The sequence below is a fragment of the Variovorax sp. M-6 genome, assembly GCF_052114385.1.
In the GTDB taxonomy this organism is placed as follows: Bacteria; Pseudomonadota; Gammaproteobacteria; order Burkholderiales; family Burkholderiaceae_C; genus Variovorax.
Map to the genome: position 1 here is coordinate 1 of NZ_JBFREQ010000014.1, position 25,057 is coordinate 25,057.

The following is a 25,057-nucleotide window of genomic DNA, read 5'->3' on the forward strand; positions in this document are numbered from 1 at the left end:
CCCTTGAGGGCGGTCGTGTCCCAGACCGTGACCAGCGCGAATTCGCTGTTGTTGGTCACCGCGATGCCGGTCGGCACCTTGTTGGCCGGCAGTTTCACCGTGGTCTGGGTGCTCGAGGTGTTGGAGCCGGTGGTACCGATCAAACCGTTCTGGTAGACCACCAGGCTCTGGTTGCAGAAGCCCGAACGCCCGCTGCACCGACCGACCGCCACCGGATCCCCGTTGACGAGGCCGGCGGCCTTGTAGGCCTGCGCATTGATGCTGTCGATGTGGCCGCCCGCCGCCCCGCCGATCGTCCAGCTGATCTGGGGCGTCTGCGCGAAGACGTTGTACTGGTAGCCCGACACCTGGATGTCGGTGGCCCCCATGCGTTGCGTCGAATCGTCGGCGACGTACGCCAGGTTGGCCCAGTTCGTCGAATAGAGGCCGGCATCGGCTTGCGGCGGACCGGCGACCTGCCAGGTGCCCGCCAAAGCGCCGCGACCCGGGATGTTGAGCGGATTGGCCGCGTCTTTCGCGAACAGCGTCGGAATGCCCGAGTTGCCCACCCCGTAGGACGCGGCATCCGGACCGTAGCGATAGGCGAGACCGGCGTCCTTGCTCATTTGGGCCGCCATCGACCTGTAGGCGCTCGGGATCACTGTCAGCGAGCCGTCGACGATGTCGCCGCCCACAGGAGTGCCACCGCCACCGCCGGTGGGCGGCGGGGTTGTCGAGCCGCCACCGGTGTCGGCGCCGAGCGAATAGCAGGCCTTGGCGAAGTTCGGCAAGGGATCCGAGCCGAAGAACGCCACGCTGCAACTCGCCGAGCCATTCACGGATTTCTGCACCCAGCTGGAGTTGGCGCCGAACTGGACGATGGTCGGGCTAGCGACCGTGAAGCTCTCGAATTCGGCCGCAAGCTTGGTGCCGCTGGGCGGCGCCGTCGGCGTCGTGGGCGGCGTCGTGCTGCCGCCGTCCACGTAGCAGGCCTTCGCGACATTGGGCGCGGGATCCGAGCCGAAGTACACGTTATTGCAGGTCGCAGTACCGGTGACGGTCTTCTGCACCCAGCCCGTGCCGGCGCCGTACTTCACGACGGTCGGGCTCGTGACCGTGAAGCTCTCGAATTCGGCCGCAAGCTTGGTGCCGACGGCCGGCGTCGTCGGTGGCGTCGTTGTGCCGCCGCCGTCCACATAGCAGGCCTTCGCGACATTGGGCGCGGGATCCGAGCCGAAGTACACGTTGTTGCAGGCCGCCGTGCCGGTCACGGTTTTTTGCACCCAGCTCGTGCCGGCACCGTACTTCACCATGGTCGGACTCGTGACCGTGAAGCTCTCGAATTCGGCCGCAAGCTTGGTGCCGGAGGGCGGCGTCGTGGACGTCGTGTCGACCGAATAGCAGGCCTTCGCGACACTGGGCGCGGGATCCGAGCCGAAGTAGGCGTTGTTGCAGGCCGCGGTGCCGGTGACGGTCTTCTGCACCCAGTTGGCGCCGGCGCCGTACTTGACGACGGTGGCTGTGGCGACCGTGAACGAACCGCCTTCATTGGCCAGCAGCGTCCCGCCGGTCGTCGTGCCGGATTGGGCGTAGCAGCCCTTCACCACGTCGGGGGTGGGGTCACTGCCGAAGAAGGCGGTGCTGCACACGCCCGACCCGCTGACGGTCTTCTGGACGAATGTCGAACCTGAGCCGTACTGGACGACCGTGCCGCTGGGCACGTTGAACGACTGGTTTTCGGTCGCGATGCTGATCCAGCTCGCGTCCAGCTTCTGCGTCCCGGCGGCGTCCTTGCCGGTGCCCGAAAGCGCGACGAGCGCAGCGTCGGATGTCACTTCAGCGGATTTCGCGGTCGAGGTGCCGGCAGCGCCTGCACTTCCCAAACCACCGCCGGAACTCCCGCCGCCGCAACCTGCCACGATGGCTAGCGCCACGAGACAGGACAACTTTGATATTACTTTCACACTTGACTCCTTCAGTTGACATGATTTTTCCTACATATGCATGGCAACGCAATCAAGTGACAAAGGACTTTTCCTACATTTTGTTTTCCCGTATTCGCCAACTATTCGGCGACTTCTTCGCTCATTTCTCGCGTCAACGTTAGAAAGTTCCTGCAACGAGCCCGGCACGGAGAAGACGTGAAAGACCATGATGGCCTTACACGCATTCACAAAAAGCACGGGGGCGAACTGGAGATGCACCAGACCGGGGCGCACTTCGGAGCACCCGGTACGGCATGGACGGAGGGGTTTGACTGGTCCCGGCGAGCCGCGAAGCCGCCGCGGGGCCAGGGCCGATCAGCGTTGTCGGAGTCGCGAACGCAGCGGCGTCGCCCCCGCTTGCAGGGCCTCAGCCGCGCCGCGCGCGCGCCTTCCAGCCGGCCCCTTTGGCAGGCCTCCGGAAACAGCCCCGACAGTCCCTAGAACAGCACCCGGCTGCGGATCGTTCCCGGCACCCTGGCCAGCTTTTCGAGCGCAAGGTCGGATGAGGCGGCATCGATGTCGGTCACCACGTAGCCCACCTTCTCGTTGGTCTGCAGGAACTGCGAGGCGATGTTGATGCGGTTGTCCGAGAAGATCCTGTTGATCTCCGACAGCACGCCCGGGACATTGCGGTGGATGTGCAGCAGGCGATGCTTGCCCGGGTGCGCCGGCAGGGCCACCTCGGGGAAATTGACCGACGAGGTCGAGGTTCCGTTGTCGCTGTACTTCACCAGCTTCTCGGCCACCTCGAGACCGATGTTGGCCTGCGCCTCCATGGTGGAGCCGCCGATGTGCGGCGTCAGGATCACGTTGTCGAGTCCGCGCAGCGGCGACAGGAACTCGTCCTTGTTGCTGCGCGGCTCGACCGGGAAGACGTCGATCGCGGCGCCCAGCAGCTTCTTCGCCTTCAGCGCCTCGGCCAGCGGCTCGATCTCGACCACCGTGCCGCGCGAGGCGTTGATCAGGATCGCGCCCGGCTTCATGGCCGCGATCTCGGCGCTGCCGATCATCCACTGCGTGGCCTGCGTCTCGGGCACATGCAGGCTCACGATGTCGCTCTGCGCCAGCAGGTCGGGCAGGAGCCGCACCTGACGGGCGTTGCCCAGCGGCAGCTTGGTGACGACGTCGTAGAAGCAGACGTTCATGCCCAGCGCCTCGGCCAGCACCGAGAGCTGGGCGCCGATCGAGCCGTAGCCCACGATGCCGAGCGTCTTGCCGCGGATCTCGAAGGCGTTGTCGGCCGACTTGAGCCAGCCGCCGCGATGCGCGACCGCACTTTTCTCGGGCACGCCGCGCAGCAGCAGGATGGCTTCGGCCAGCACCAGTTCGGCCACCGAGCGGGTATTGGAGAAAGGCGCGTTGAAGACGGCCACGCCGTGCTCGCGCGCCGCATCGAGATCGACCTGATTGGTGCCGATGCAGAAGCAGCCCACGGCCACCAGCTTCTGCGCTTCGGCGAACACCTCGGCCGTGAGCTGCGTGCGCGAACGGATGCCGAGGAAGTGCACGTCGGCGATGCGGGCCCTGAGTTCGGCGTCAGGCAGCGCGCCGGAAAGCGACTCGATGTTCGTGTAGCCGGCCGCCTTCAACACCTCGATCGCCGAAGGATGGATGCCCTCGAGCAGGAGGAACTTGATCTTGCTTTTGTCGAGTGAAGTCTTGCTCATTCCGAGGCCAAAAAAAGCGAAGGACGATGCTAGCATGGTGCGCCGCAGCATGCAGTGCGCGCTGCGGCGCACCAAAAGGGTTTCCCCGATTGGTGGACGCTGCGCCGCGCGCAAAGAATATGTGACGCTGTCGTGTCATACGCGCGACCTAGCATCCGCGCTTTCATTTCCCCCCTCAGGAGTCTTCATGCGATTCAAAACGCTCGCCATGGCATCGGCGCTGGCCGCAACGCTTTCCACTTCCGCGTTGGCACAGACCGAGATCCAATGGTGGCATTCCATGACCGCCGTCAACAACGAATGGGTCAACGATCTGGCCAGGCAGTTCAACGAGAGCCAGAAGGACTACAAGATCGTGCCGACCTACAAGGGCCAGTACGACGAATCGATGACCGCCGCCATCGCCGCGTTCCGGGCCGGCAATGCACCGCACATCCTGCAGGTGTTCGAGGTGGGCACCGCGACGATGATGGCCAGCAAGGGCGCCATCGTGCCGGTCGGCCAGGTCATGAAGGACGCCGGCGAGAAGTTCGACCCCAGCGCCTACATCCCCGCCGTCGCCGGCTACTACACGGCGCCGAACGGCCAGATGCTGAGCTTCCCGTTCAACAGCTCGACGACCATCTTCTATTTCAACAAGGACGCCTTCAAGGCGGCCGGCCTGCCCACCGACAAGGCGCCGGCGACCTGGCCCGAAGTGGTCGCCGCCGCGGCCAAGCTCAAGGCCAGCGGCCACAAGTGCCCGTTCACGACCGCCTGGCAGAACTGGACCCAGCTCGAGAGCTTCTCGGCCTGGCACAACGTCGAGTTCGCCACCAAGAACAACGGCCTCTCGGGCCTGGACACCCGGCTGAAGGTCAATTCGCCGCTGCACGAGCGCCACATCGACAACCTCGCAAGCATGGCCAAGCAGGGCCTGTTCATCTACAAGGGCCGCTCCAATGTGCCCGAGGCTTCGTTCGTCTCGGGCGAGTGCGCCATGATCGCCACCTCGTCGGGCTTCTACGGCAACGTGGCGAAGAATGCCAAGTTCGCCTACGGCCTGACCGCACTGCCCTACTACCCCGACGTGCCGGGCGCGCCCCAGAACACGGTCATCGGCGGCGCGAGCCTGTGGGTGATGGCGGGCAAGAAGTCCGAGGAATACAAGGGCATCGCCAAGTTCTTCAGCTTCATCTCCACGCCTGAAGTGCAGTCCGCCAGCCACAAGCGCACGGGCTACCTGCCGGTCACCACGGCCGCCTACCAGCTCACCGACAAGTCCGGCTTCTACAAGCAGAACCCGGGCACCGACGTCGCCGTGACGCAGATGATCCGCAAGGTGACCGACAAGAGCCGCGGCATCCGCCTGGGCAACTACGTGCAGATCCGGGCGATCGAGGACGAAGAACTCGAGCAGGTCTGGAGCGGCAAGAAGACCGCCAAGGAAGCGCTCGATGCGATCGTGACGCGCGGCAACGAGCAGCTCGAACGCTTCCAGAAAGCTAATAAGGGCTGAAAGCCCTATTTAGCTTCGCTCCAACAGGGCACCCCTCCCTGCCCTCCCCGCCAAGCGGGCCTGACAAGGGCTCACGCCCTTGCAGCCCCTTGGGCACAACATGGCACCCCTCCCTGCCCTCCCCGCCAAGCGGGGAGGGTGCCTGCCACCCAAGCGGACGCAGTTAGACTCGCAGCCCCGTCGGGCCTAAGAACCGGCGGGGTTTCTTTTTGAGGGATTCATGGAAAAACGCGTCGTCTTTCGCTCGGGCTGGCTGCCGTGGGCGCTGCTCGCGCCGCAAATGGTCGTCATCGTCGTGTTCTTCTTCTGGCCGGCCAGCCAGGCGCTGTTGCAGTCGATGCAGATGCAGGACGCCTTCGGCACCTCGACCGAATGGGTGGGCCTCGACAACTTCAAGCAGCTGTTCGCCGACCCGAAGTACATCGAGTCCTTCGAGACCACGGCGCTGTTCTCGATCCTGGTCGCCTTCTTCGGCCTCACGATCTCGCTCGTGCTCGCCGTCTTCGCGGACCGCATCGTGCGCGGCGCGATGGTCTACAAGACACTCCTGATCCTGCCCTACGCGGTGGCGCCCGCGGTGGCCGCCGTGCTGTGGGTGTTCATGTTCTCGCCGTCGCTGGGCGTGGTCGCCTACGCGCTCGGCAAGGTCGGCATCAACTGGAACCACCTGCTCGATTCGACCCATGCCATGACGCTGATCGTGATGGCCGCGGTCTGGAAGCAGATCTCCTACAACTTCCTGTTCTTCCTGGCCGGCCTGCAGTCGATTCCGAAGTCGCTGATCGAAGCCGCCGCCATCGACGGCGCCAAGCCCTGGCGGCGCTTCTGGACGGTGCAATTCCCGCTGCTGTCGCCGACCACTTTCTTCCTGCTGGTGATCAACGTGGTCTACGCCTTCTTCGACACCTTCGCGATCGTCGATGCCGCGACCCAGGGCGGACCGGGCCGGGCGACCTCGATCCTGGTCTACAAGGTCTACTACGACGGCTTCAAGGCCATGGATCTCGGCGGCTCGGCCGCGCAGTCGGTGGTGCTGATGGCGATCGTGGTGGTGCTCACCGTGGTCCAGTTCCGCTATGTCGAAAAGAAGGTGAACTACTGATGGTCGAACGAAGTCCCTCCCTTGGCATCCTGGCGCATGCCGTGATGATCTTCGGCGTGCTGATCGTCGCCTTCCCGCTCTACCTGGCCTTCGTGGCGTCGACCCACACGGCGCAGGAGATCGTGCAGGCACCGATGCCGCTGCTGCCCGGCGGCCATTTCTGGGAAACCTACAAGTCGGCGCTGTTCGGCCGCACGGCCGGCGCCGGATCGACCGCCCCCGTGGCCCGCATGATGTGGGTCAGCCTGGTGTCGGCGCTGGTCATCACCTTCGGCAAGATCGCGATCTCCCTGCTGTCGGCCTTCGCGGTGGTGTATTTCCGCTTCCCGTTCAAGACCCTGTGCTTCTGGGCCATCTTCATCACGCTGATGCTGCCGGTCGAGGTCCGCATCGGCCCGACCTACCAGGTGGTCTCGGACCTCGGCATGCTCAACAGCTATGCCGGCCTGACGATCCCGCTGATCGCCTCGGCGACCGCGACCTTCCTGTTCCGCCAGTTCTTCCTGACCGTGCCCGACGAGCTGATCGAGGCCGCCCGCATGGACGGCGCCGGCCCGATGCGCTTCTTCTGGGATGTGCTGCTGCCGCTGTCGAAGACCTCGATCGCGGCGCTGTTCGTGATCCAGTTCATCTACGGCTGGAACCAGTACCTGTGGCCGCTGCTCGCGACCACGACCGAGGACATGTATCCGGTGGTGATCGGCATCAAACGCATGATCGCCGGCGGCGACGGCCAGAACGAATGGAACATCGTGATGGCGACCGCACTGCTGGCGATGCTGCCGCCGGCGCTGGTCGTGCTCCTGATGCAGAAATGGTTCGTCAAGGGCCTGGTGGACACCGAAAAATGAACCACCCCCAGGTTGGCTCACTTCGTGTAGCCGCCCACCCCCTGCGAGGGGGCAATACCGGCGGCCCGGCAAAGCCGGTTCCGCGGTATTCCTGGAACGAGATCGGTACGCGCGATGCGTGTGTCGAATTGGAGAACTGAGAAAAACACATGGCAGCACTTTCACTGCGCAACGTCATCAAGCGCTACGGCCACGGGCCGAAGGCGAACCAGGTCATCCACGGCGTCAGCGCCGAGATCCCCGACCATGAATTCGTCGTCATCGTCGGCCCCTCGGGCTGCGGCAAGTCGACGCTGCTGCGCATGGTCGCCGGGCTGGAGGAAATCAGCGCCGGCGAGATCCGCATCGGCGACCGCGTGGTGAACAACCTCGAGCCCTCCGAACGCGACATCGCGATGGTGTTCCAGAACTACGCGCTCTACCCGCACATGACGGTGTTCGACAACATGGCCTACGGCCTGAAGATCGCCAAGGTGCCGGTGCCCGAGATCAAGACGCGGGTCGACAAGGCCGCCGGCATCCTCGAGCTCGGCCACCTGCTCGAGCGCAAGCCGCGCGAGCTCTCCGGCGGCCAGCGCCAGCGCGTGGCGATGGGCCGCGCGATCGTGCGCCAGCCGAAGGTGTTCCTGTTCGACGAACCGCTGTCGAACCTGGACGCCAAGCTGCGCGCCCAGACCCGCCTCGAGATCCAGAAGCTGCACCGCGAGCTCGGCATCACCTCCCTCTTCGTCACCCACGACCAGGTCGAGGCCATGACGCTGGCCGAGCGCATCATCGTCATGAACGGCGGCGTGATGGACCAGTTCGCCACCCCCGAGGAGGTGTACTCGCGCCCCGCCACCACTTTCGTCGCCAGCTTCATCGGCTCGCCGCCGATGAACCTGCTGCGGCACGCGCCGGGCGTGCGGCCCGGCATGATCCTCGGCATCCGTCCCGAGCACCTGAGCCTCGACGCGAGCGGCTGGACGGTGCAGGTCGAGCACGTGGAGCTGCTGGGCGCCGAGCGGCTGATCTACGGCCGCATCGGTGAGGAGCAGCTCATCATGCGTGTCGACGAGGGCCACACGCCACCGGTCGCGGGCGACACGGTCAAGATCGCCGCGCGCCAGGACAAGCTGCACTGGTTCGACGCCGGCTCCGGCAAGCGAAGCGCATGAGTGCCGGCGTGAACTGGCCGTACCCGCGCTGGATCGCCCATCGCGGCGCCGGCAAGCTCGCGCCCGAGAACACCCTGGCGGCCTTCCGGCTGGGCGCCGAACACGGCTATCGCATGTTCGAATGCGATGCCAAGCTCAGCGCCGACGGCGTGCCCTTTCTGCTGCATGACGCCACGCTCGAGCGCACCAGCAACGGCCACGGCATCGCCGGCGAGCAATCCTGGGCAGCCCTGTCGCGGCTCGACGCCGGCGCCTGGCATTCGCGCCGCTACGCCGGCGAGCCGCTGGCGAGCCTCGAGGGCCTGATCCGTTTCTGCCTCGCGAACGGCCACGCGCTCAACATCGAGATCAAGCCGACGCCGGGCCAGGAACAACGGACGGGCGACGTGGTGGCACGGCAAGCCGCGCAGCTCTGGACCGCATCGGAGCTGCCGCCGCCCCTGCTGACCTCGTTTGCACCCGACGCCCTGCGCGCGGCCCGCGCGGCCGAGCCGCAGTTGCCGCGCGGCCTGCTGCTTGACACGCTGCCGAAGGGCTGGCTCGACCTGGCGCTCGAGCTCGGCTGTGTCGCGGTCGTCTGCAACCAAGCGCTGTGGGACGCCGCCACGGTGGCCCGGGTGCACGCCGCAGGCCTGCGCGCGCTGAGCTACACCGTGAACGATGAATGGGCGGCCGAACGGCTGACCGCGATCGGCACCGACGGCATCATCACCGACCGGGTCGACCGCTTCAGCCCGGTGGCCTGACCCGCCGACGGCTTGTTTCAACTCGGCGGCCGGCGGCTTTTATGATGAAGACCATGCGCTGGTTCTCCCCTCTCGCGGTCCTCCTGCTGGCCGTCGCGCTGTGCAGCGGCACCTGGGCCCAGCCAGGCAACGCGCCCGAGGTCGCACCCACGGTGGCGGCACTGCGAAGCCAGCTCGAGAACGTGCCGGTCGAGGTGGAGACCAACGCCGACGTGCGCGGCGTGGTCGAGCAGCTCAACGCCATCAGCGCCGCAACCGACAAGTTCATCGCCGCGCGCACCGGCGACCTCAACGACCTGAACGCCCGGCTGGGCGAACTGGGCAATGCGCCGGCCGCGGGGGCAACCGAGAATCCCGACATCACCCGCCGCCGGGCGGAGCTGATCAAGGRGCGCAACGCGCGCGATGCCGACATCCGGCTCGCGCGACTGGTCTCGGTAGACGCCCAGCAGCGCGCCGGCGAATTGCTGGCCAAACGCCGTGCGCTGTTCGAAGCCCAACTGACCGAGCGCTCGCCTTCCCCGTTGGGACGGGACTTCTGGGACGACGTCAGCGACGCCTGGCCGGGCGACCTGGTCCGGCTCGAGCGGCTCGGCGCCGAGGTGGAGGACGGCATGCGGACCGCTCGCGAACCGGTCCATGCGCCCGCGGTGCTCGGCACCCTGGCATTGGCCTTGCTGGTGGCCCTGCTGGGCAACTGGCTGGCCGAGCGCGCCCTGACCCGGTTCGCCGCCCGCTACCTGCCGTCCGGTCGACTGCGGCGCTCCCTGCTGGTGATCGCGATCGTCACCACCAACGTGCTGCTGGTCGGCCTGGCGGCACAGGGCGTGTTCGCGGTGTTCGACAGCCACGGCCTCTGGGGGCCCCAGACCCGCAAGCTGGGGCAGGCCGTGGTGCAGTCGAGCATCTTCATCGCCTTCGTGGTGGGACTGGGCCGCGCACTGCTGTCCAACGGACGGCCTTCGTGGCGATTGCCGCCGCTCTCGGATGCGATGGCGGCACGGCTGGCACCCTTTCCCTGGGTCATGGCCGGGGTAGCTGCGGTGGTGTGGGCGCCGACCCAGGTCAACGCGGTGGTGGAGGCGAGCTTTGCCGCCGTGGTGGCCACCCACGTCATGACCGCCCTCGTCCTGACGGGCATGATCGGCGCGATGCTGCTGCGCCTGCACAGCGCGCCGGCCGCCGAAGCGCCGGCCGCCGCCGCCGGGATGCAGCCGAAGGAAGCCGGGACCGGCCCGGCGGAGGCGGCACCCTCCGCCGCCGCCGGCGGCCTCGAAAGGCCGATGTGGGTCGGCGTACTGCTGGCCGGGGTGATGCTGATCCTGATCGTGATCTGGGTGCTGGTGGCGATCGGCTACGTCGCGATGGCGAGCTTTCTTGCGAGCCAGCTCACCTGGGCCGGCATCGTGGTGGCCGCCTTCTACGTGCTGTTCAAGTTTGCCGACGACCTGTTCGTGGCGGTGGTTTCCTCGCGCAGCAGCTTCGGCGAGCGCCTGCAGCTGAGCTTCGGCCTGCAGCCGCGCACCCTCGATCAGGCGGCGGTGGTGCTCTCGGGCCTGAGCCGCGTGATCCTGTTCTTCTACATGGTGATCGCGCTGGCGACGCCCCTGGGCACCAGCCCCGGCGAGGTCTACCAGCGCAGCGGCAAGTTCGGCAGCGGCGTCAAGATCGGCGAGATCCAGCTGGTGCCCGGCGCGATCGTCAGCGCAGTCACCGTGCTGGTGATCGGCTTCGTCGCCCTGCGCGTGGTCAAGCGCTGGCTGGAGCAGCGCTATCTGCCGCACACCGGGCTCGAGCCCGGCATGCAGAGCTCGATCACCACCCTGCTCGGCTACGTCGGCGGGATCATGGTGATCGCCTTCGGGCTCTCGGCACTGGGCATCGGCATCGAGCGCATCGCCTGGGTGGCGAGCGCGCTGTCGGTGGGCATCGGCTTCGGCCTGCAGGCGATCGTGCAGAACTTCATCTCCGGCCTGATCCTGCTGGCGGAGCGCCCGGTCAAGGTCGGCGACTGGGTGGTGCTGGGCAATGCCGAGGGCGATGTGCGCCGGATCAACGTGCGCGCCACCGAGATCCAGTTGGGCGACCGCTCCACGATGATCGTGCCGAACTCGGAGTTCATCACCAAGACCGTGCGCAACATGACGCTCGCGAATGCCGAGGGCCGGGTGCTGATCCGCCTGCCGATGCCGCTGACCACCCACGCCAACCGGGCCCGCGAGGTGATGCTGGCGGCTTTCGCCAGTCATCCGGGCGTGCTGGCCACCCCGGCTCCCTCGGTCACGCTGGAGGGCGTGGAGGTGGGTTTCCTGATCTTCCAGGCGGTCGCCTATGTGCAGAGCCCCAGGCTGGCCGGCGGCGTGCGCAGCGACGTGCTGTTCGAGATGCTCGAGGGGCTGCGGGCGGCCGATCTGCCGATGGCCGCCTATCCGGGGGCGCCAGCCTATGCGGGCGCGCCCGGGGCGCCGGCGGCCGTCGCCGCCCCACCACCACCGATATTGCCTGGCCTGGCGGGCTAGGGCCTGTGAACAGGCCCTAGGCGCGGCGCCAGCCGCCGGCCACCAGCCACTGGCTGGTGGCGCAGGCCAGCACCAGGGCCGCATATGTCGCCATCTTGCCGTCGCGGCCGAAGATCACGAGGCCGGCCGAGAGCACCCCGACGCCAACTATGAAATTGATAGCAGCCACGACCCACCAGGCGGGTGCCTTCGCGCTTTTTCGCATGGAGATCCGGCCCAGCAGCGCGCACAGCAAACCGACCGCGAAGGCAGGCGCGACGAAATTGAGCAGGTGATTGAAGAGGTCCAGCGGTGCCATGACAGGGGATTCGCCGCTTTGCCGCGGACTTTTTCGCCGCCGCGGGCGGTCCGGGCGCTGCTGATTTTATAATCAGCAGCTATGTCAGTCTGGGCCCTCGGCTTGAACCACACGACCGCGCCGCTCGACCTGCGCGGTCGTTTCGCGTTCGCCATCGACCAGATCGCCCCCACGCTGCAGAGTCTGCGGCATTCCTTCGGCTCCCAGCGGCACCCCGGCGTCGAGGCCGCGATCATCTCGACCTGCAATCGCACCGAGATCTATTGCGCCGCCGATCAGCTGGCGCTCGACCACACGGTCGACTGGCTGGCCCGCAGCGGCGGCGTCGCCCCCGCCCTGCTGCGCTCGCATGCGTACACCCTGCACGACGACCACGCGGCGCGCCACGCCTTCCGGGTCGCCAGCGGGCTCGATTCCATGGTGCTCGGCGAGGCCCAGATCCTCGGCCAGATGAAGGATGCGGTACGCGCCGCCGAAACAGCCGGCGCGCTGGGCAGCACGTTGAACCAGCTGTTCCAGCGTTCCTTCGCGGTCGCCAAGGAAGTGCGCACCGCGACCGAGATCGGCGCCCATTCGATCAGCATGGCGGCCGCGGCCGTGCGCCTGGCCGGCCAGCTGTTCGAGGACCTGCAGCGCACCCGGGTGCTGTTCGTGGGCGCCGGCGAAATGATCGACCTCGCCGCGACCCATTTCGCGGCCAGGCAGCCCAAATCCATCGTGATCGCCAATCGCACGCTCGAACGCGGCGAGAAGCTGGCCTCGCGCTTCGGCGGCGAAGCGATGCGCCTGGCCGACCTGCCGGCGCGGCTGGCCGAGTTCGACATCGTCGTGAGCTGCACCGCGAGCACGCTGCCGCTGATCGGGCTCGGGGCGGTCGAGCGCGCGCTCAAGCTGCGCAAACACCGCCCGATGTTCATGGTCGACCTCGCCGTGCCGCGCGACATCGAGCCCGAAGTCAAGGCGCTCGAGGACGTCTACCTCTACACCGTCGACGACCTCGCCCAGGTGGTGCAACAAGGCCAGGCCAACCGGCAGGCCGCGGTGGCGCAGGCCGAGGTCATCATCGACGCCGGCGTCCAGAGCTTCATGCATTGGCTGGACCAGCGCGGCACGGTGCCGCTGATCCGGCAGCTCAACGCGCAGACCGACGAATGGCGCGCCGTCGAGCTGGCGCGCGCACGCAAGCTGCTGGCCAAGGGCGAGAGCGTCGACGCGGTGCTGGAGGCGCTGTCGCGCGGACTCACCCAGAAGATGCTGCACGGCGCGCTGGCCGAACTGCATGCCGGCGATGCCGCCGCGCGCGAACAGACGGCACAGACCGTGTCGCGCCTGTTCCTGCGCAGCGAGCTGCGCAAAGAGCGTTAGCGACGCTCGTCGCAGCGGCGCCGCCGGTGCCGCTCCCCGCCGTCGCCGCGCCCCGCTCGCGGTCCGTTCCCTGGCCACCCACCCATTTCCGTGAAACCCTTCCTGCGTCACCAACTCGAGCGCTATGCGCAACGCCTCGGCGAACTCGATTTCCTGCTCTCGCGCGAGGACATCATGTCCGACATGGCGCAGTACCGCACCATCTCGCGTGAACATGCCGAGGTGACGCAGATCGCCGGGCGCTACAGCCGCTACCTGCAGCGCGAGGCCGACCTGGCCAGCGCCCGCGAGATGCTGGGCGAGCCCGAGATGGCGGAGATGGCCCAGGAGGAAATCGCCGCTGCCGAGGCCGAGCTGAGACAGCTCGACGACGAACTCCAGCGCCTGCTGCTGCCCAAGGATCCGGACGACGCCCGCAACGCTTTCCTCGAGATCCGCGCCGGCACCGGCGGCGACGAATCGGCGCTGTTCGCCGGCGACCTGCTGCGCATGTACACGCGCTACGCCGAACGCACCGGCTGGCGCTGCGAGATCGTGAGCGAGAGCGAGAGCGAACTCGGCGGCTACAAGGAAGTGGTGATCCGCATCGTCGGCGACGACGTGTTCGGCAAGCTGCGCTTCGAATCCGGCGGCCACCGGGTGCAGCGCGTGCCGGCCACCGAGACCCAGGGCCGCATCCACACCAGCGCCTGCACGGTCGCCGTGCTGGCCGAACCCGACGAAGCTCAGGCGGTGCAGATCAACCCGGCCGACCTGCGCATCGACACCTACCGCGCCAGCGGAGCCGGCGGCCAGCACATCAACAAGACCGATTCGGCGGTGCGGATCACGCACATCCCGACCGGCATCGTCGCCGAGTGCCAGGACGACCGCAGCCAGCACCGCAACAAGGCCAAGGCGCTGCAGGTGCTGTCGGCGCGCATCCAGGAGAAGGACCGCAGCGAGCGCGCCGCCAAGGACGCGGCCGTGCGCAAGGGCCTGATCGGCACCGGCGATCGCTCGGACCGCATCCGTACCTACAACTTCCCGCAGGGCCGGCTCACCGACCACCGCATCAACCTCACGCTCTACAAGCTGCTGGCGATCATGGAAGGGGACCTGGGCGACGTGCTGGCCGCACTGCAGGCCGCGCGCGAGGCCGAACAGCTGGCCGAGCTCGAAGCCAGCCTGCCCGCGTGACAGCATCGCCCGACCATCAGCCTTCGACCGCGGCGCACATGCTGGCCGCGGCGGCGGCTCTCGGGATCGACCGGCTCGATGCGCAACTGCTGTTGCTGCATGCGCTGGGCCGCCCCGGGAGCGAACGCGCCTGGCTGCTGGCCCATGACACCGACACGCTCCCCGACACCATCCGGGAAGCCTGCGAGCGGCTCTTCATGCGGCGCCTGGCCGGCGAACCGGTGGCTTACCTGGTGGGCGAGAAGGAATTCCACGGCCTCGGCCTCCTGGTCGACGCCCGCGTGCTGGTGCCCCGGCCCGACACCGAGACGCTGGTCGAATGGGCGCTGCACTGCCTGGACGGCCGCGGCACGCCCGCCGTGCTCGACCTCGGCACCGGCAGCGGAGCGATCGCGCTGGCGATCGCGCATGCACGCCCGGACGCCCGCGTCGCGGCCGTCGACGCCAGCGCCGAAGCACTGGCCGTGGCCCGCGCCAACGCCGACCGGCTCGGCCTGACGGTGCGCTTCGCCCAGGCCGACTGGCTGGAAGGCGCCGACGGCGGGCTGGACCTGATCGTCTCGAACCCGCCCTACATCGTGGCCGGCGACCCGCACCTGGCCGCGCTGCGGCATGAACCGCTGCAAGCGCTGGTTTCGGGCGCCGACGGGCTGGACGACATCCGCCGCATCGTCCAGTCGGCCCCGGGACACCTGGCGCCGGACGGCTGGCTGCTGCTGGAGCATGGCTACGACCAGGCCGAGGCGGTACGGCAACTGCTGGCCGGGCGCGGATTCGTCCAGACCCAAAGCCGCGACGACCTCGCCGGCATCGCGCGCTGCTCCGGCGGAATCTGGCCGGGAGTGAAATAATCCGGCCAGTCCAATTTCAGGAGTTCCCCATGTCCGACACCCAGCAACGCATCGACGATCTCGTCAAGAGCAACGATCTCGTGCTCTTCATGAAGGGCAATGCCAGCTTCCCGATGTGCGGCTTCTCGGGCCGAGCGATCCAGATCCTCAAGGCCGTCGGGGTCGACACCCGCACGCTCAAGACCGTCAACGTGCTGGACGACGCCGAAGTGCGCCAGGGCATCAAGGAATACAGCAACTGGCCGACCATCCCCCAGCTCTACGTCAAGGGCGAATTCGTCGGCGGCTCGGACATCCTGATGGAGATGTACGAATCGGGCGAGTTGCAGCAAATGCTCAACGGCAGCCCCGCCTGAAACAGGCTCCCCCAGGGTTGGCTCACGGCATGTAGCCGGCCACGCGGCACGCGTCGCGATCCCGTAGAGCACGACGATCCCCACCGCGGCGTGTGACCGCCGCGCGACAGATCCGCAAAACACCTCGAAGCGAGAAAACGTAGACATCCGTCGAACCCGGGCACGGCTTATGCTGTCCAAAGAGTGTTCGAAACCGGAGGTGTCCATGGATTCCCGCAGTCTCGTCCCCGCCTCGCCGACGTTCCAGTTGCCGGTCGCCCACCTGCGCAGCGTATTCCAGACGCACGACGTCGAGCGCAAGCTCGCCAAGCTCCCCGATCGCGACCACGAGCACCTGCGAACCACCTACGAACGCATGCTCGAGCGCGGCCCGGACCGCTTCCAGGTCAAGCCCAGCGGCGTGCCGGAAATGGCCTCGCTCTACGCCCAGCTGCCCAACTTCACCGAGGTGCTCGACGACGTGCGTCGCCATGTCGCGCTGGCGCAGGACAGCCGCGACGGGCTCGAAGTCACGCCGATGCTGCTGCTCGGTGCGCCCGGCATCGGCAAGACCCATTTCGCCAGGAAGCTCGCCGAGCTGCTGGGCACCGGCATGTCGCTGGTGCCGATGAACTCGATGACCGCCGGCTGGCTGCTCTCCGGTGCCTCCTCGCAATGGAAGGGATCCAAGCCCGGCAAGGTCTTCGAGGCGCTGGTCGAGGGCCAGTACGCCAACCCCGTGATGGTGGTCGACGAGATCGACAAGGCCGGCGCCGACAGCCAGTACGACCCGCTGGGCGCCTTGTACAACCTGCTCGAGCACGACACCGCGCACGCCTTCGTCGACGAGTTCGCCGAAGTGGCCATCGATGCCAGCCAGGTGATCTGGATCACGACGGCCAATGATGCGCGTGGCATTCCCGAGCCCATCCTCAACCGCATGAACGTGTTCGAGATCGACGCGCCCTCGCCCGAGGCGGCACGCCAGATCGCACGCCAGCTCTACGCCTCGATCCGTGGCGACCACGACTGGGGCCGCCGGCTGGTCGACGAGCCTGCGGCCGACGTGCTCGATCACCTGGCCGCTCTGGCGCCGCGCGAGATGCGGCGCGCCCTGATGACCGGCTTCGGCAATGCCCGGCTGGCCGGCCGCGACGAGGTCCGGGTCGAAGATCTGCCGCGCGCCCACGCCGCCAGGAGCCGGATCGGGTTCGTCCAGTAGCGGCTCGTTCGCGGCTCATGGCACCATGGCGGTCTTCATCGACCGACCCATGACCCTGACACAGAGCCTCCTGATCATCGTCGCGCTGATCGCGACCAGCGCCTTCTTCTCCCTGGCCGAGATCTCGCTGGCGGCTTCCCGCCGCCTGCGGCTGCGCCAGATGGCGGACGAGGGCGACGCACGCGCCGAACGCGTGCTGCGCATCCAGGAGCAGCCGGGCCACTACTTCACCGTGGTGCAGATCGGCCTCAACGCGGTCGCGATCCTCGGCGGCGTGGTCGGCGAAGGTGCGCTGAGCCCCTACTTCGCGCGCCTGTTCGAGGTCTGGCTCAGCGTCGACGCATCCCAGACTGCCGCCTTCCTGGCCTCTTTCATCACCATCATCTCGGTCTTCCTGGTCTTCGCCGACCTGTTCCCCAAGCGCCTGGGCATGAGCAGCCCGGAATCGCTCGCGGTGCGCATGGTCGGGCCGATGCAGGTCCTGATCACCGCCTTCAAGCCGCTGGTCTGGCTGTTCACCGTCTCCACCGACCTGCTGTTCAAGCTGCTCGGCATGCCGTTGCAGCGCGATGAAAAGATCACTTCGGCCGACATCCTCGCGATGACCGAGGCCGGGGCCCGCGCCGGCGTGCTCGCCGTGCGCGAGCAGCAGGTGATCGCCAACGTCTTCGAGCTCGACACGCGCGTGGTCAGCAGCGTCATGACCTCGCGCGAGCGCATCGCATGGTTCCTGCGCGACGATCCCGAAGACGTGCTGCGGGCGCGCATCGTGGCCGAGCCTTTCTCTGCCTATCCGGTGTGCGAGGGCGACATCGACCACGTGCTGGGCTACGTGGACGCCAAGGACATGTTCCAGCGCGTGCTGAGCGGCCAGCCCCTCGCCTTCGGCCAGGGCCTGCCGCTGCACAAGGCGCTGGTGATCCCCGACCGGCTGTCGCTGACCGAGGTGCTCGAGCAGTTCCAGCAGGCGCACGAGGACTTCGCCATCATCGTCAACGAATACAGCCTGGTGGTCGGCGTGATCACCCTCAACGACGTGATGAGCACCGTGATGGGCGACCTGGTCGGCGACCAGGACGAGGAACAGCAGATCGTCAAGCGCGACGAGAACTCCTGGCTGATCGACGGCGTGACGCCGATCCAGGACGTCCAGCGGGCACTCGACATCGAAGAGCTCCCGCATGCCGAGGAGTACGAGACGCTGGCGGGTTTCCTGATGGTGATGCTGCGCCGCGTGCCCAAGCGGACCGACAGCGTGACCTGGGCCGGCTACACCTTCGAGGTCATCGACGTCGACAGCCACCGCATCGACCAGGTGATGGTGACGAAAACGTGACTCCCCCCCAGGTTGCCCGGCACTTCGTGTCCGGGCGCCCACCCCCTACCGGGGGCAACACCAGTGGCCCGGCGAAGCCGGTTCCACGGTGTTTCACCAACGGGCCTGGCTGCGCCGGCCGGTGAACACACCCGCGCTGTGCTTGTTCTTCGGCCGCGCGCAGCGCGCCCGTTCATGGGCAGTCGCGGAACCGGCTTCGCCGGGCCGCCGGTGTTGCCCCCCGGAAGGGGGTGGGCGGCTACGCGGAGTGAGCCAACCTGGGGGTGAGCTCATTCCACGGATCCTTGAAGACCCACAGCCGCTGGTTCGCGAACACCGCGTCGGGGTACGGCGACTTGCCGCGGCTGCCGTTGTAGCGGCCCAGCGTCATGAAGAGGTCGCCTCTCTCGCGATCGAGGTAGTGGCGCAGGATCACGCAGCCGAAACGGAGGTTGGTCTGCATGTGGAACAGCTTGGACGGGTCGCTGTCGCCGATGACCCGCGTCCAGAAGGGCATCACCTGCATGTAGCCGCGGGCACCGGCACTCGAGACGGCGAACTTGCGGAAGTTGCTCTCGACCTGCACCAGGCCCAGCACCAGGCTGACGTCGAGCCCGGCGCGGCGCGCCTCGTACCAGACGGTCTGCAGGAACTCCTTGCGCGTCGGCCAGTCGGGCAGCTTCTTCTTGAGCCGCTCGCTCGTGGCGCCGAGCCAGCGCAGGTAGGCCATGCGGGCTTCGGTATCGCCGAATTCCGGGATCGGCGGCGCCTTGTTGTGGATCGCCGAGCTCAGCGCGGTGCGCACCGAGTCGATCAGCGGCTCCTCGATCTGCGCGCCGGCGAGTGCGCGCGTCGGCAAGGCGAGCGAGAGCATCCCGGCGGCGGCGCCACCCAGGCAGGAACGCCGGGAAAGGCCGGGCGTGTTCACCGGCCTGGACTCACGCAGCCAGTCGGCCGGTGATGAAGTCCGCGATGCCCGCGGCCGGCACCTTGGTCGCCGCGCTGTCGCGACGATGCTGGTATTCGAGCTGGCCTTCCTTCAGCCCGCGGTCGGAGATCACGACCCGGTGCGGCACGCCGATCAGCTCCCAATCGGCGAACATCGCGCCCGGGCGCTCGCCGCGGTCGTCGAGCAGCACGTCGACACCGCTGGCCAGCAGCTGCGCATAGAGCGCCTCGGCGGCGGTCTTGACCTCGGCGCTGCGGTCCATCCCGATCGGGCAGACCACCACCGTGAAGGGCGCGATGGCATCGGGCCAGATGATCCCGCGCTCGTCGTGGTTCTGCTCGATCGCCGCCGCCGGCAGTCGCGTGATGCCGATGCCGTAGCAGCCCATCTCGAGGAACTGGGGCTTGCCCGCCTCGTCGAGGAAGGTCGCGTTCATCGGCTTGCTGTACTTGGTGCCGAGCACGAACACGTGGCCGACCTCGATGCCGCGCTCGATCGCCAGCAGCCCGCGGCCGTCGGGCGAGGCGTCGCCTGCCACCACGTTGCGCAGATCCGCCACCGCATCGGGCTCGGGCAGGTCGCGGCCCCAGTTGACGCCGGTCAGGTGGAAGTCGACCTCGTTGGCACCGCAGATCCAGTCGGCCATCACCGCGACCTCGCGGTCGGCGACGATCTTCACCGGCTGCTTGAGGTTCAGCGGGCCCAGGTAGCCGGGCTTGCAGCCGAAGTGATCCTCGATCTCGGTCACGGTCGCGAAGCGGAAGCCCCGGTCGAGCCCCGGCACCTTGCTCACCTTGATCTCGTTCATGTCGTGGTCGCCGCGCAGCAGCAGCAGCCAGACCTTCACGGCCTTGATGTTGCCGGCCTCGTCCAGTTCGTCGGTGGCCAGCACCAGCGACTTCACGGTGGTCGCCAGCGGTACGCCCAGCAGCACGGCGACGTCCTCGCAGGTGCTCTTGCCCGGGGTCGGGGTCTTGGTGAGCGCGCCGGTGGCGGGGCCGCGCGGGCCGGCCGGCGCCAGCGCCTCGGCTTTTTCCATGTTGGCCGCGTAGTCGCTGTCGGGGCAAAAGACGATCGCGTCTTCGCCGGTGGCCGCGATGACCTGGAACTCCTGGCTCATGTCGCCGCCGATCGCGCCGCTGTCGGCCGCCACGGCCCGGTAGCGCAGCCCGAAACGGTCGAAGGCCCGGCGGTAGGCGTCCGACATGGCCTGGTAGCTGGCCTTGGCGCCGTCGAGGTCGCGGTCGAAGCTGTAGGCGTCCTTCATGATGAACTCGCGCCCGCGCATCAGGCCGAAGCGGGGCCGCCGCTCGTCGCGGAACTTGGTCTGGATCTGGTAGAAGTTGCGCGGCAGTTGCTTGTAGCTGCGGATCTCCTGGCGCGCGATGTCGGTCACCACCTCCTCGCTGGTCGGCTGGATCACGAAGTCGCGGTCATGGCGGTCCTTCAGGCGCAGCAGCTCGGGGCCGAAGACCTGGAAGCGGCCGGTCTCGGACCAGATCTCGGCCGGCTGCACCACCGGCATCGACAGCTCGACCGCGCCGGCCCGGTTCATTTCCTCGCGCACGATGGCCTCGACCTTGCGGATCACGCGCAGGCCCATGGGCATGTAGGTGTAGATGCCGGTGCCCAGCTTCTTGATCATGCCGGCACGCATCATCAGACGGTGGCTGGCGACCTCGGCATCGGCGGGCGCTTCCTTGAGGGTGGAGATAAAGAATCGGGAAGCTTTCATCGGTCTCGAAGAGGGCTAGAAGCAGTGGTCGGGAGGGCAGGTCCTGAGCGGTCCTGGAACCGGTCGCTTGCCGTGCGCAACCCGGCATGCATAATCGACTCAGTTCAAAAAATTGGGGTTTGATTATGCTCGACCGGGACGGCTTCAGGCCCAACGTCGGCATCATCCTGCTCAACCAGAGAAACCAGGTTTTCTGGGGCAAACGCATCCGCACCCATTCCTGGCAGTTTCCGCAAGGCGGCATCGATCGCGGCGAAAGTCCCGAGCAGGCCATGTTCCGGGAACTGCATGAGGAAGTCGGTCTCCATCCGGAGCATGTGCGAATCGTCGCCCGTACCCGTGACTGGTTGCGCTACGAGGTGCCGGATCGGTTCATCCGCCGTGACGCACGGGGCCATTACAAGGGCCAGAAGCAGATCTGGTATTTGCTTCAGCTGACCGGTCACGACTGGGATCTGAACCTGCGCGCCACCGACCACCCGGAGTTCGACGCCTGGCGCTGGCACGACTACTGGGTGCCGCTCGACGTCGTGGTCGAGTTCAAGCGCGGCGTCTACGAGATGGCGCTGACCGAACTCGCCCGCTACCTGCCTCGGCAGGATTTCCGCAACCGCTTCCTGCGCAGCAATGTGCGGGCCCGCGAATTCGAGCGCCATCCGCCCGGCGCGGGCCATGAACCGACTTTCGAGCTGCCGCCCGGCGCCAGCTTCGATCCCAACCCGAATGCCCACATTGCCAACGACCCTCTCCCGACGAACGATCCGTCCCATGTTCCGCGCTAGCCGCACGATCCTGCTGGCCTGCGCGCTGGGCGCCGCCGGCCTGGCTCAGGCGCAGGTGTTCGGAGACGCCGACTGGAAGGAGACCGAGGCGCCGCCGGCGCCGGCCTTCGACCCCAACAAGCTGATCCCGGTCGACATGCCGCAGTACATGACCCTGAAGTTCGGCATCGATCCGTCGACCATCAAGGTGACCGGCGACGGCGTGGTGCGCTACGTGGTGGTCGCCAGCCATCGCGAGGGCGGCGGCTTCAACGCCTTCTACGAAGGCCTGCGCTGCGCCACCGACGAGTACAAGACCTATGCGCGCTTCACCAACGGCACCTGGGACGTCACGCCGGCGCCCGAATGGAAACGCCTGAACGATCGCAACTCGGTCTACACCAAGGCCTTAGCACGGCAGGGGCTGTGCCGAGGCAGTGCGCCGCGCGCCTCGGTCGGCGAGATGGTCCGCTTCCTGAAGGCCCCGATCCGCGAAGTCGAATAGGACCCGCTGCGCGCGCAGGCGCTCAGGCTTGCAGCAGCACCATGTTGTCGCGGTGGACCATCTCGGGCTCCGCGGCATAGCCCAGCAGGCGCTCGAACTCGGCCGAGGGCTTGCGGCACAGCATCCGGGCTTCGGCGCTCGAATAGTTGGCGAGGCCGCGCCCGAGTTCGACGCCCTGCTCGTCACGGATCGCGATCACGTCGCCGCGCGAGAACTCGCCCTCGACGCCGGTCATGCCGATCGGCAGCAGGCTCTTGCCCTCGGTGCGCACCTTGGCCGCCGCGCCGGCATCCACCGAGACGGCGCCGCGCAGTTGCAGGTGATCGGCCATCCAGCGCTTGCGCGCCTGGTGCTTGGCGGTCTGCGCCACGAGCAGCGTTCCGATGGCTTCGCCGCGCGTGAGGCGCAGCAGGGCGTCGGGCTCGCGGCCCCAGGCGATCACCGTCGACGCGCCGGAGCCGGCCGCACGCTTGGCCGCCAGGATCTTGGTGATCATGCCGCCGCGGCCGATGCTGCTGCCGGCGCCGCCGGCCATGGCCTCGAGCACCGGATCGCCGGCCGCCGCCTCGTCGACGAAGCGGGCGTCCGGGTCCTTGCGGGGATCGGCGCTGTAGAGGCCTTTCTGGTCGGTCAGGATCACCAGCGCATCGGCTTCCACCAGGTTGGCGACCAGCGCGCCCAGGGTGTCGTTGTCGCCGAACTTGATCTCGTCGTTGACCACCGTGTCGTTCTCGTTGATGACCGGCACCACGCCGAGCGCGAGCAGGGTCACCAGCGTCGAACGTGCGTTGAGATAGCGTTCGCGGTCGGCCAGGTCGGCATGGGTCAGCAGCACCTGGGCGCTGCCGATGCCGTTCGCGCGCAGCTGGGTCTCGTAGACCTGCGCCAGCCCCATCTGACCGACTGCGGCAGCGGCCTGCAATTCATGGATCTCGCGCGGTCGCACGCGCCAGCCCAGCCGCTTCATGCCTTCGGCGATGGCGCCGCTCGACACCATCACGACCTCCCGGCCCTCGCGCACCAGCGTCGCGAGCTGCCGGCACCACTCGCCGACGGCGTTCTCGTCGAGCCCGCGGCCCTCGTTCGTCACGAGGCTGGAGCCCACCTTGACGACGATGCGGCGCGCGTCGCGCAACACGGTGGAGCCTGGGGTCGAACTCATTGTTGAATGTCTGGAAAACGCGGATCGATCTCGGTCGGCGGCTGCTCGGCCACCTGCTGCGCCTTGACGTGCTGGTAGATCGCCTGCACCAGCGGCTCGCAGCCCTCGCGCGTGAGCGCCGAGATCTCGAACACCGGGCCCTTGAAACGCAGCCGCTTGACGAAATCCTTGACCCGGGCCGCGCGCTCGTCGTCCGGCACCATGTCGAGCTTGTTCAGCACCAGCCAGCGCGGCTTCTCGTACAGCGACTTGTCGTACTTCTTGAGCTCGCCCGCGATCGCCTTGGCCTGTGCGACAGGGTCCACGCCCTCGTCGAAGGGCGCCAGGTCGACCACGTGCAGCAGCAACCGGGTGCGCTGCAGGTGGCGCAGGAACAGATGGCCGAGGCCGGCGCCTTCGGAGGCCCCTTCGATCAGACCCGGCAGGTCGGCCACCACGAAGCTCTGCTCCGGACCCACGCGCACCACGCCGAGGTTCGGATGCAGCGTGGTGAACGGATAGTCGGCAATGCGCGGGCGGGCATTGGAAATCGCACTGATCAAGGTCGACTTGCCGGCGTTCGGCATGCCGAGCAGGCCGACGTCGGCCAGCACCTTGAGCTCGAGCTTGAGGTTTTTCTTCTCGCCCGGCCAGCCGGGCGTCTTCTGGCGCGGCGCGCGGTTGATGGCACTCTTGAAGCGCATGTTGCCGAAGCCGCCGTCGCCGCCCTTGGCGATCGTGATCACCTCGCCGGGCGTCAGCAGCTCATACAGCACCTCGCCGGTCTCGGCGTCGGAGATGATGGTGCCGACCGGCATCCGGAGCGTCACGTCGTCGCCGGCGGCGCCGAACATGTCGGAGCCCATGCCGTGCTGGCCGCGCTTGGCATCGTGACGGCGCGAGAAGCGGAAGTCGACCAGCGTGTTGAGGTTCGAGTCCGCAACCGCGAACACGTGGCCGCCGCGACCGCCGTCGCCGCCGTTCGGGCCGCCGAATTCCTTGTACTTCTCATGGCGGAACGACACGCAGCCGTTGCCGCCGTCGCCGGCGGCGACGTCGATGAAGGCTTCGTCCACGAACTTCATGAGATGTCCAATCAGTCTACAAAATGAAAAAGCCCCGGCAAAGCGGGGCTTCGAACAGATCGAAGTGACCTGGCTTACGCCGGCGTCACGTTGACCGTGTGCTTGTTGAGTGCACCCTTGGTGCCGAAGGACACATGGCCCTCGACCAGGGCGAACAGCGTGTGGTCCTTGCCGATGCCGACGTTGACGCCGGGATGGAACTGGGTACCGCGCTGGCGCACGATGATCGAGCCCGCGCTGATCAGTTCGCCGCCGAAGCGCTTCACGCCGAGCATCTTGGGCTTGGAATCGCGCCCGTTTCGCGTTGAGCCGCCGCCTTTTTTCTGTGCCATGGAATCTGCTCCTTAGCCGGCGATCGCGCCGATTTGCAGTTCGGTGAACTGCTGGCGATGGCCCTGACGTTTCTGATAGTGCTTGCGACGGCGCATCTTGAAGATGCGAACCTTGTCGTGCTTGCCGTGCGACAGTACCGTGACTGTCACCGTTGCGCCGGACACCAGGGGCGTACCGACCTTGATTTCGCTGCCGGTTCCGACTGCGAGCACTTGATCGATCACGATTTCCTGGCCCACGTCCGCAGCAATCTGTTCTACTTTAATTTTTTCGCCGGAAGCAACGCGATACTGCTTGCCGCCGGTTTTTATGACCGCGTACATATTGACCTCTTGATTAAGATGGCTCCACGGCGAATTCCGCAGAGCCCATGATTATAGCACTCCGGCCGTTTGCCGCCACTGGGCACGCCCCTGCTGCACTGAGGGCGGTCCGGGCGTCCCTATAATCGAGGGCTTCCGGCCGCTTCGGCCTCCAGC

General features: G+C 67.3%; 22 protein-coding genes and 1 pseudogene. 14 read left to right on the forward strand and 9 right to left on the reverse strand.

What is annotated here, in order from left to right:
• Positions 1–1,814: pseudogene (locus AB4Z46_RS16910) on the reverse strand (hypothetical protein); the annotation flags it as partial.
• 587 nt (positions 1,815–2,401) lie between these two features.
• Positions 2,402–3,631: a phosphoglycerate dehydrogenase gene (serA, locus tag AB4Z46_RS16915; protein WP_442284677.1), complete on the reverse strand. Its 1,230-nt coding sequence runs from the start codon at positions 3,629–3,631 to the stop codon at positions 2,402–2,404.
• Positions 3,632–3,818: 187 nt separating this feature from the next.
• Between serA and ugpB the strand changes: the two genes are divergently transcribed.
• The 6 genes from ugpB to AB4Z46_RS16945 all read left to right on the forward strand — a co-directional run bounded on the left by ugpB (position 3,819) and on the right by AB4Z46_RS16945 (position 11,504).
• Positions 3,819–5,129 carry a sn-glycerol-3-phosphate ABC transporter substrate-binding protein UgpB gene (gene ugpB / locus AB4Z46_RS16920; protein WP_442284678.1) on the forward strand — a complete coding sequence of 437 codons (1,311 nt, stop codon included), beginning with the start codon at positions 3,819–3,821 and terminating at the stop codon, positions 5,127–5,129.
• A 220-nt stretch (positions 5,130–5,349) separates the two neighbouring features.
• Complete coding sequence (gene ugpA / locus AB4Z46_RS16925) at positions 5,350–6,231, forward strand: sn-glycerol-3-phosphate ABC transporter permease UgpA (protein WP_442284679.1); 882 nt, start codon at positions 5,350–5,352, stop codon at positions 6,229–6,231.
• Positions 6,231–7,082, forward strand: a complete 852-nt coding sequence (ugpE, locus tag AB4Z46_RS16930; RefSeq protein WP_442284680.1) for a sn-glycerol-3-phosphate ABC transporter permease UgpE — start codon at positions 6,231–6,233, stop codon at positions 7,080–7,082. The genes ugpA and ugpE overlap by 1 nt, the downstream gene beginning before the upstream one ends.
• A gap of 149 nt (positions 7,083–7,231) precedes the next feature.
• The gene (gene ugpC, locus AB4Z46_RS16935) at positions 7,232–8,239 is read left to right on the forward strand and encodes a sn-glycerol-3-phosphate ABC transporter ATP-binding protein UgpC (RefSeq protein ID WP_442284681.1); all 1,008 of its coding nucleotides are present in this window, start codon (positions 7,232–7,234) and stop codon (positions 8,237–8,239) included.
• Positions 8,236–8,985, forward strand: coding sequence for a glycerophosphodiester phosphodiesterase (gene ugpQ / locus AB4Z46_RS16940; RefSeq protein ID WP_442284682.1), 750 nt, complete (start codon positions 8,236–8,238; stop codon positions 8,983–8,985). Before ugpC ends, ugpQ begins: the two co-directional genes overlap by 4 nt.
• 41 nt (positions 8,986–9,026) lie before the next feature.
• Positions 9,027–11,504 carry a DUF3772 domain-containing protein gene (locus tag AB4Z46_RS16945; RefSeq protein WP_442284683.1) on the forward strand — a complete coding sequence of 826 codons (2,478 nt, stop codon included), beginning with the start codon at positions 9,027–9,029 and terminating at the stop codon, positions 11,502–11,504.
• 16 nt (positions 11,505–11,520) lie between these two features.
• Here AB4Z46_RS16945 and AB4Z46_RS16950 read toward each other — a convergent pair whose 3' ends face one another.
• The gene (locus AB4Z46_RS16950) at positions 11,521–11,802 is read right to left on the reverse strand and encodes a hypothetical protein (RefSeq protein ID WP_442284684.1); all 282 of its coding nucleotides are present in this window, start codon (positions 11,800–11,802) and stop codon (positions 11,521–11,523) included.
• An 81-nt stretch (positions 11,803–11,883) separates the two neighbouring features.
• Between AB4Z46_RS16950 and hemA the strand changes: the two genes are divergently transcribed.
• The 6 genes from hemA to AB4Z46_RS16980 all read left to right on the forward strand — a co-directional run bounded on the left by hemA (position 11,884) and on the right by AB4Z46_RS16980 (position 18,090).
• Complete coding sequence (gene hemA / locus AB4Z46_RS16955; protein ID WP_442284685.1) at positions 11,884–13,167, forward strand: glutamyl-tRNA reductase; 1,284 nt, start codon at positions 11,884–11,886, stop codon at positions 13,165–13,167.
• A 90-nt stretch (positions 13,168–13,257) separates the two neighbouring features.
• The gene (prfA, locus tag AB4Z46_RS16960; RefSeq protein WP_442284686.1) at positions 13,258–14,346 is read left to right on the forward strand and encodes a peptide chain release factor 1; all 1,089 of its coding nucleotides are present in this window, start codon (positions 13,258–13,260) and stop codon (positions 14,344–14,346) included.
• A gap of 38 nt (positions 14,347–14,384) precedes the next feature.
• Positions 14,385–15,197, forward strand: coding sequence for a peptide chain release factor N(5)-glutamine methyltransferase (gene prmC / locus AB4Z46_RS16965; RefSeq protein ID WP_442284816.1), 813 nt, complete (start codon positions 14,385–14,387; stop codon positions 15,195–15,197).
• 29 nt (positions 15,198–15,226) lie between these two features.
• Positions 15,227–15,553, forward strand: coding sequence for a Grx4 family monothiol glutaredoxin (gene grxD / locus AB4Z46_RS16970; RefSeq protein ID WP_286504878.1), 327 nt, complete (start codon positions 15,227–15,229; stop codon positions 15,551–15,553).
• 205 nt (positions 15,554–15,758) lie between these two features.
• Positions 15,759–16,754: an AAA family ATPase gene (locus AB4Z46_RS16975; RefSeq protein ID WP_442284687.1), complete on the forward strand. Its 996-nt coding sequence runs from the start codon at positions 15,759–15,761 to the stop codon at positions 16,752–16,754.
• 49 nt (positions 16,755–16,803) lie between these two features.
• Positions 16,804–18,090 carry a hemolysin family protein gene (locus tag AB4Z46_RS16980; RefSeq protein ID WP_442284688.1) on the forward strand — a complete coding sequence of 429 codons (1,287 nt, stop codon included), beginning with the start codon at positions 16,804–16,806 and terminating at the stop codon, positions 18,088–18,090.
• A 238-nt stretch (positions 18,091–18,328) separates the two neighbouring features.
• Here AB4Z46_RS16980 and AB4Z46_RS16985 read toward each other — a convergent pair whose 3' ends face one another.
• On the reverse strand, positions 18,329–18,943 hold the full coding sequence (locus tag AB4Z46_RS16985) for a lytic transglycosylase domain-containing protein (protein WP_442284817.1): 615 nt from the start codon (positions 18,941–18,943) through the stop codon (positions 18,329–18,331).
• A 64-nt stretch (positions 18,944–19,007) separates the two neighbouring features.
• Entirely contained in the window at positions 19,008–20,753 is a 1,746-nt protein-coding gene (locus AB4Z46_RS16990) for a proline--tRNA ligase (RefSeq protein ID WP_442284689.1), read from the reverse strand.
• Positions 20,754–20,878: 125 nt separating this feature from the next.
• Here AB4Z46_RS16990 and AB4Z46_RS16995 point away from each other — a divergent pair, with 125 nt between their 5' ends.
• Entirely contained in the window at positions 20,879–21,535 is a 657-nt protein-coding gene (locus AB4Z46_RS16995) for an RNA pyrophosphohydrolase (RefSeq protein ID WP_442284818.1), read from the forward strand.
• Positions 21,522–22,019 (forward strand): CNP1-like family protein, encoded by a 498-nt coding sequence (locus AB4Z46_RS17000; RefSeq protein WP_442284690.1) that lies wholly within the window; start codon positions 21,522–21,524, stop codon positions 22,017–22,019. The genes AB4Z46_RS16995 and AB4Z46_RS17000 overlap by 14 nt, the downstream gene beginning before the upstream one ends.
• A gap of 22 nt (positions 22,020–22,041) precedes the next feature.
• On the opposite strand, the gene proB is transcribed toward AB4Z46_RS17000, so the two are convergent.
• From proB to rplU, 4 genes are all read right to left on the reverse strand, one after another.
• The gene (proB, locus tag AB4Z46_RS17005; protein WP_442284691.1) at positions 22,042–23,181 is read right to left on the reverse strand and encodes a glutamate 5-kinase; all 1,140 of its coding nucleotides are present in this window, start codon (positions 23,179–23,181) and stop codon (positions 22,042–22,044) included.
• Positions 23,178–24,245 carry an Obg family GTPase CgtA gene (gene cgtA, locus AB4Z46_RS17010; RefSeq protein ID WP_442284692.1) on the reverse strand — a complete coding sequence of 356 codons (1,068 nt, stop codon included), beginning with the start codon at positions 24,243–24,245 and terminating at the stop codon, positions 23,178–23,180. The genes proB and cgtA overlap by 4 nt, the downstream gene beginning before the upstream one ends.
• A gap of 74 nt (positions 24,246–24,319) precedes the next feature.
• Positions 24,320–24,577 carry a 50S ribosomal protein L27 gene (gene rpmA / locus AB4Z46_RS17015; protein WP_158722371.1) on the reverse strand — a complete coding sequence of 86 codons (258 nt, stop codon included), beginning with the start codon at positions 24,575–24,577 and terminating at the stop codon, positions 24,320–24,322.
• A gap of 12 nt (positions 24,578–24,589) precedes the next feature.
• A complete protein-coding gene (gene rplU, locus AB4Z46_RS17020) occupies positions 24,590–24,901 on the reverse strand; it encodes a 50S ribosomal protein L21 (RefSeq protein ID WP_286369298.1) in 312 nt (103 codons plus the stop codon).
• Between the last annotated feature and the right edge of the window lie 156 nt (positions 24,902–25,057).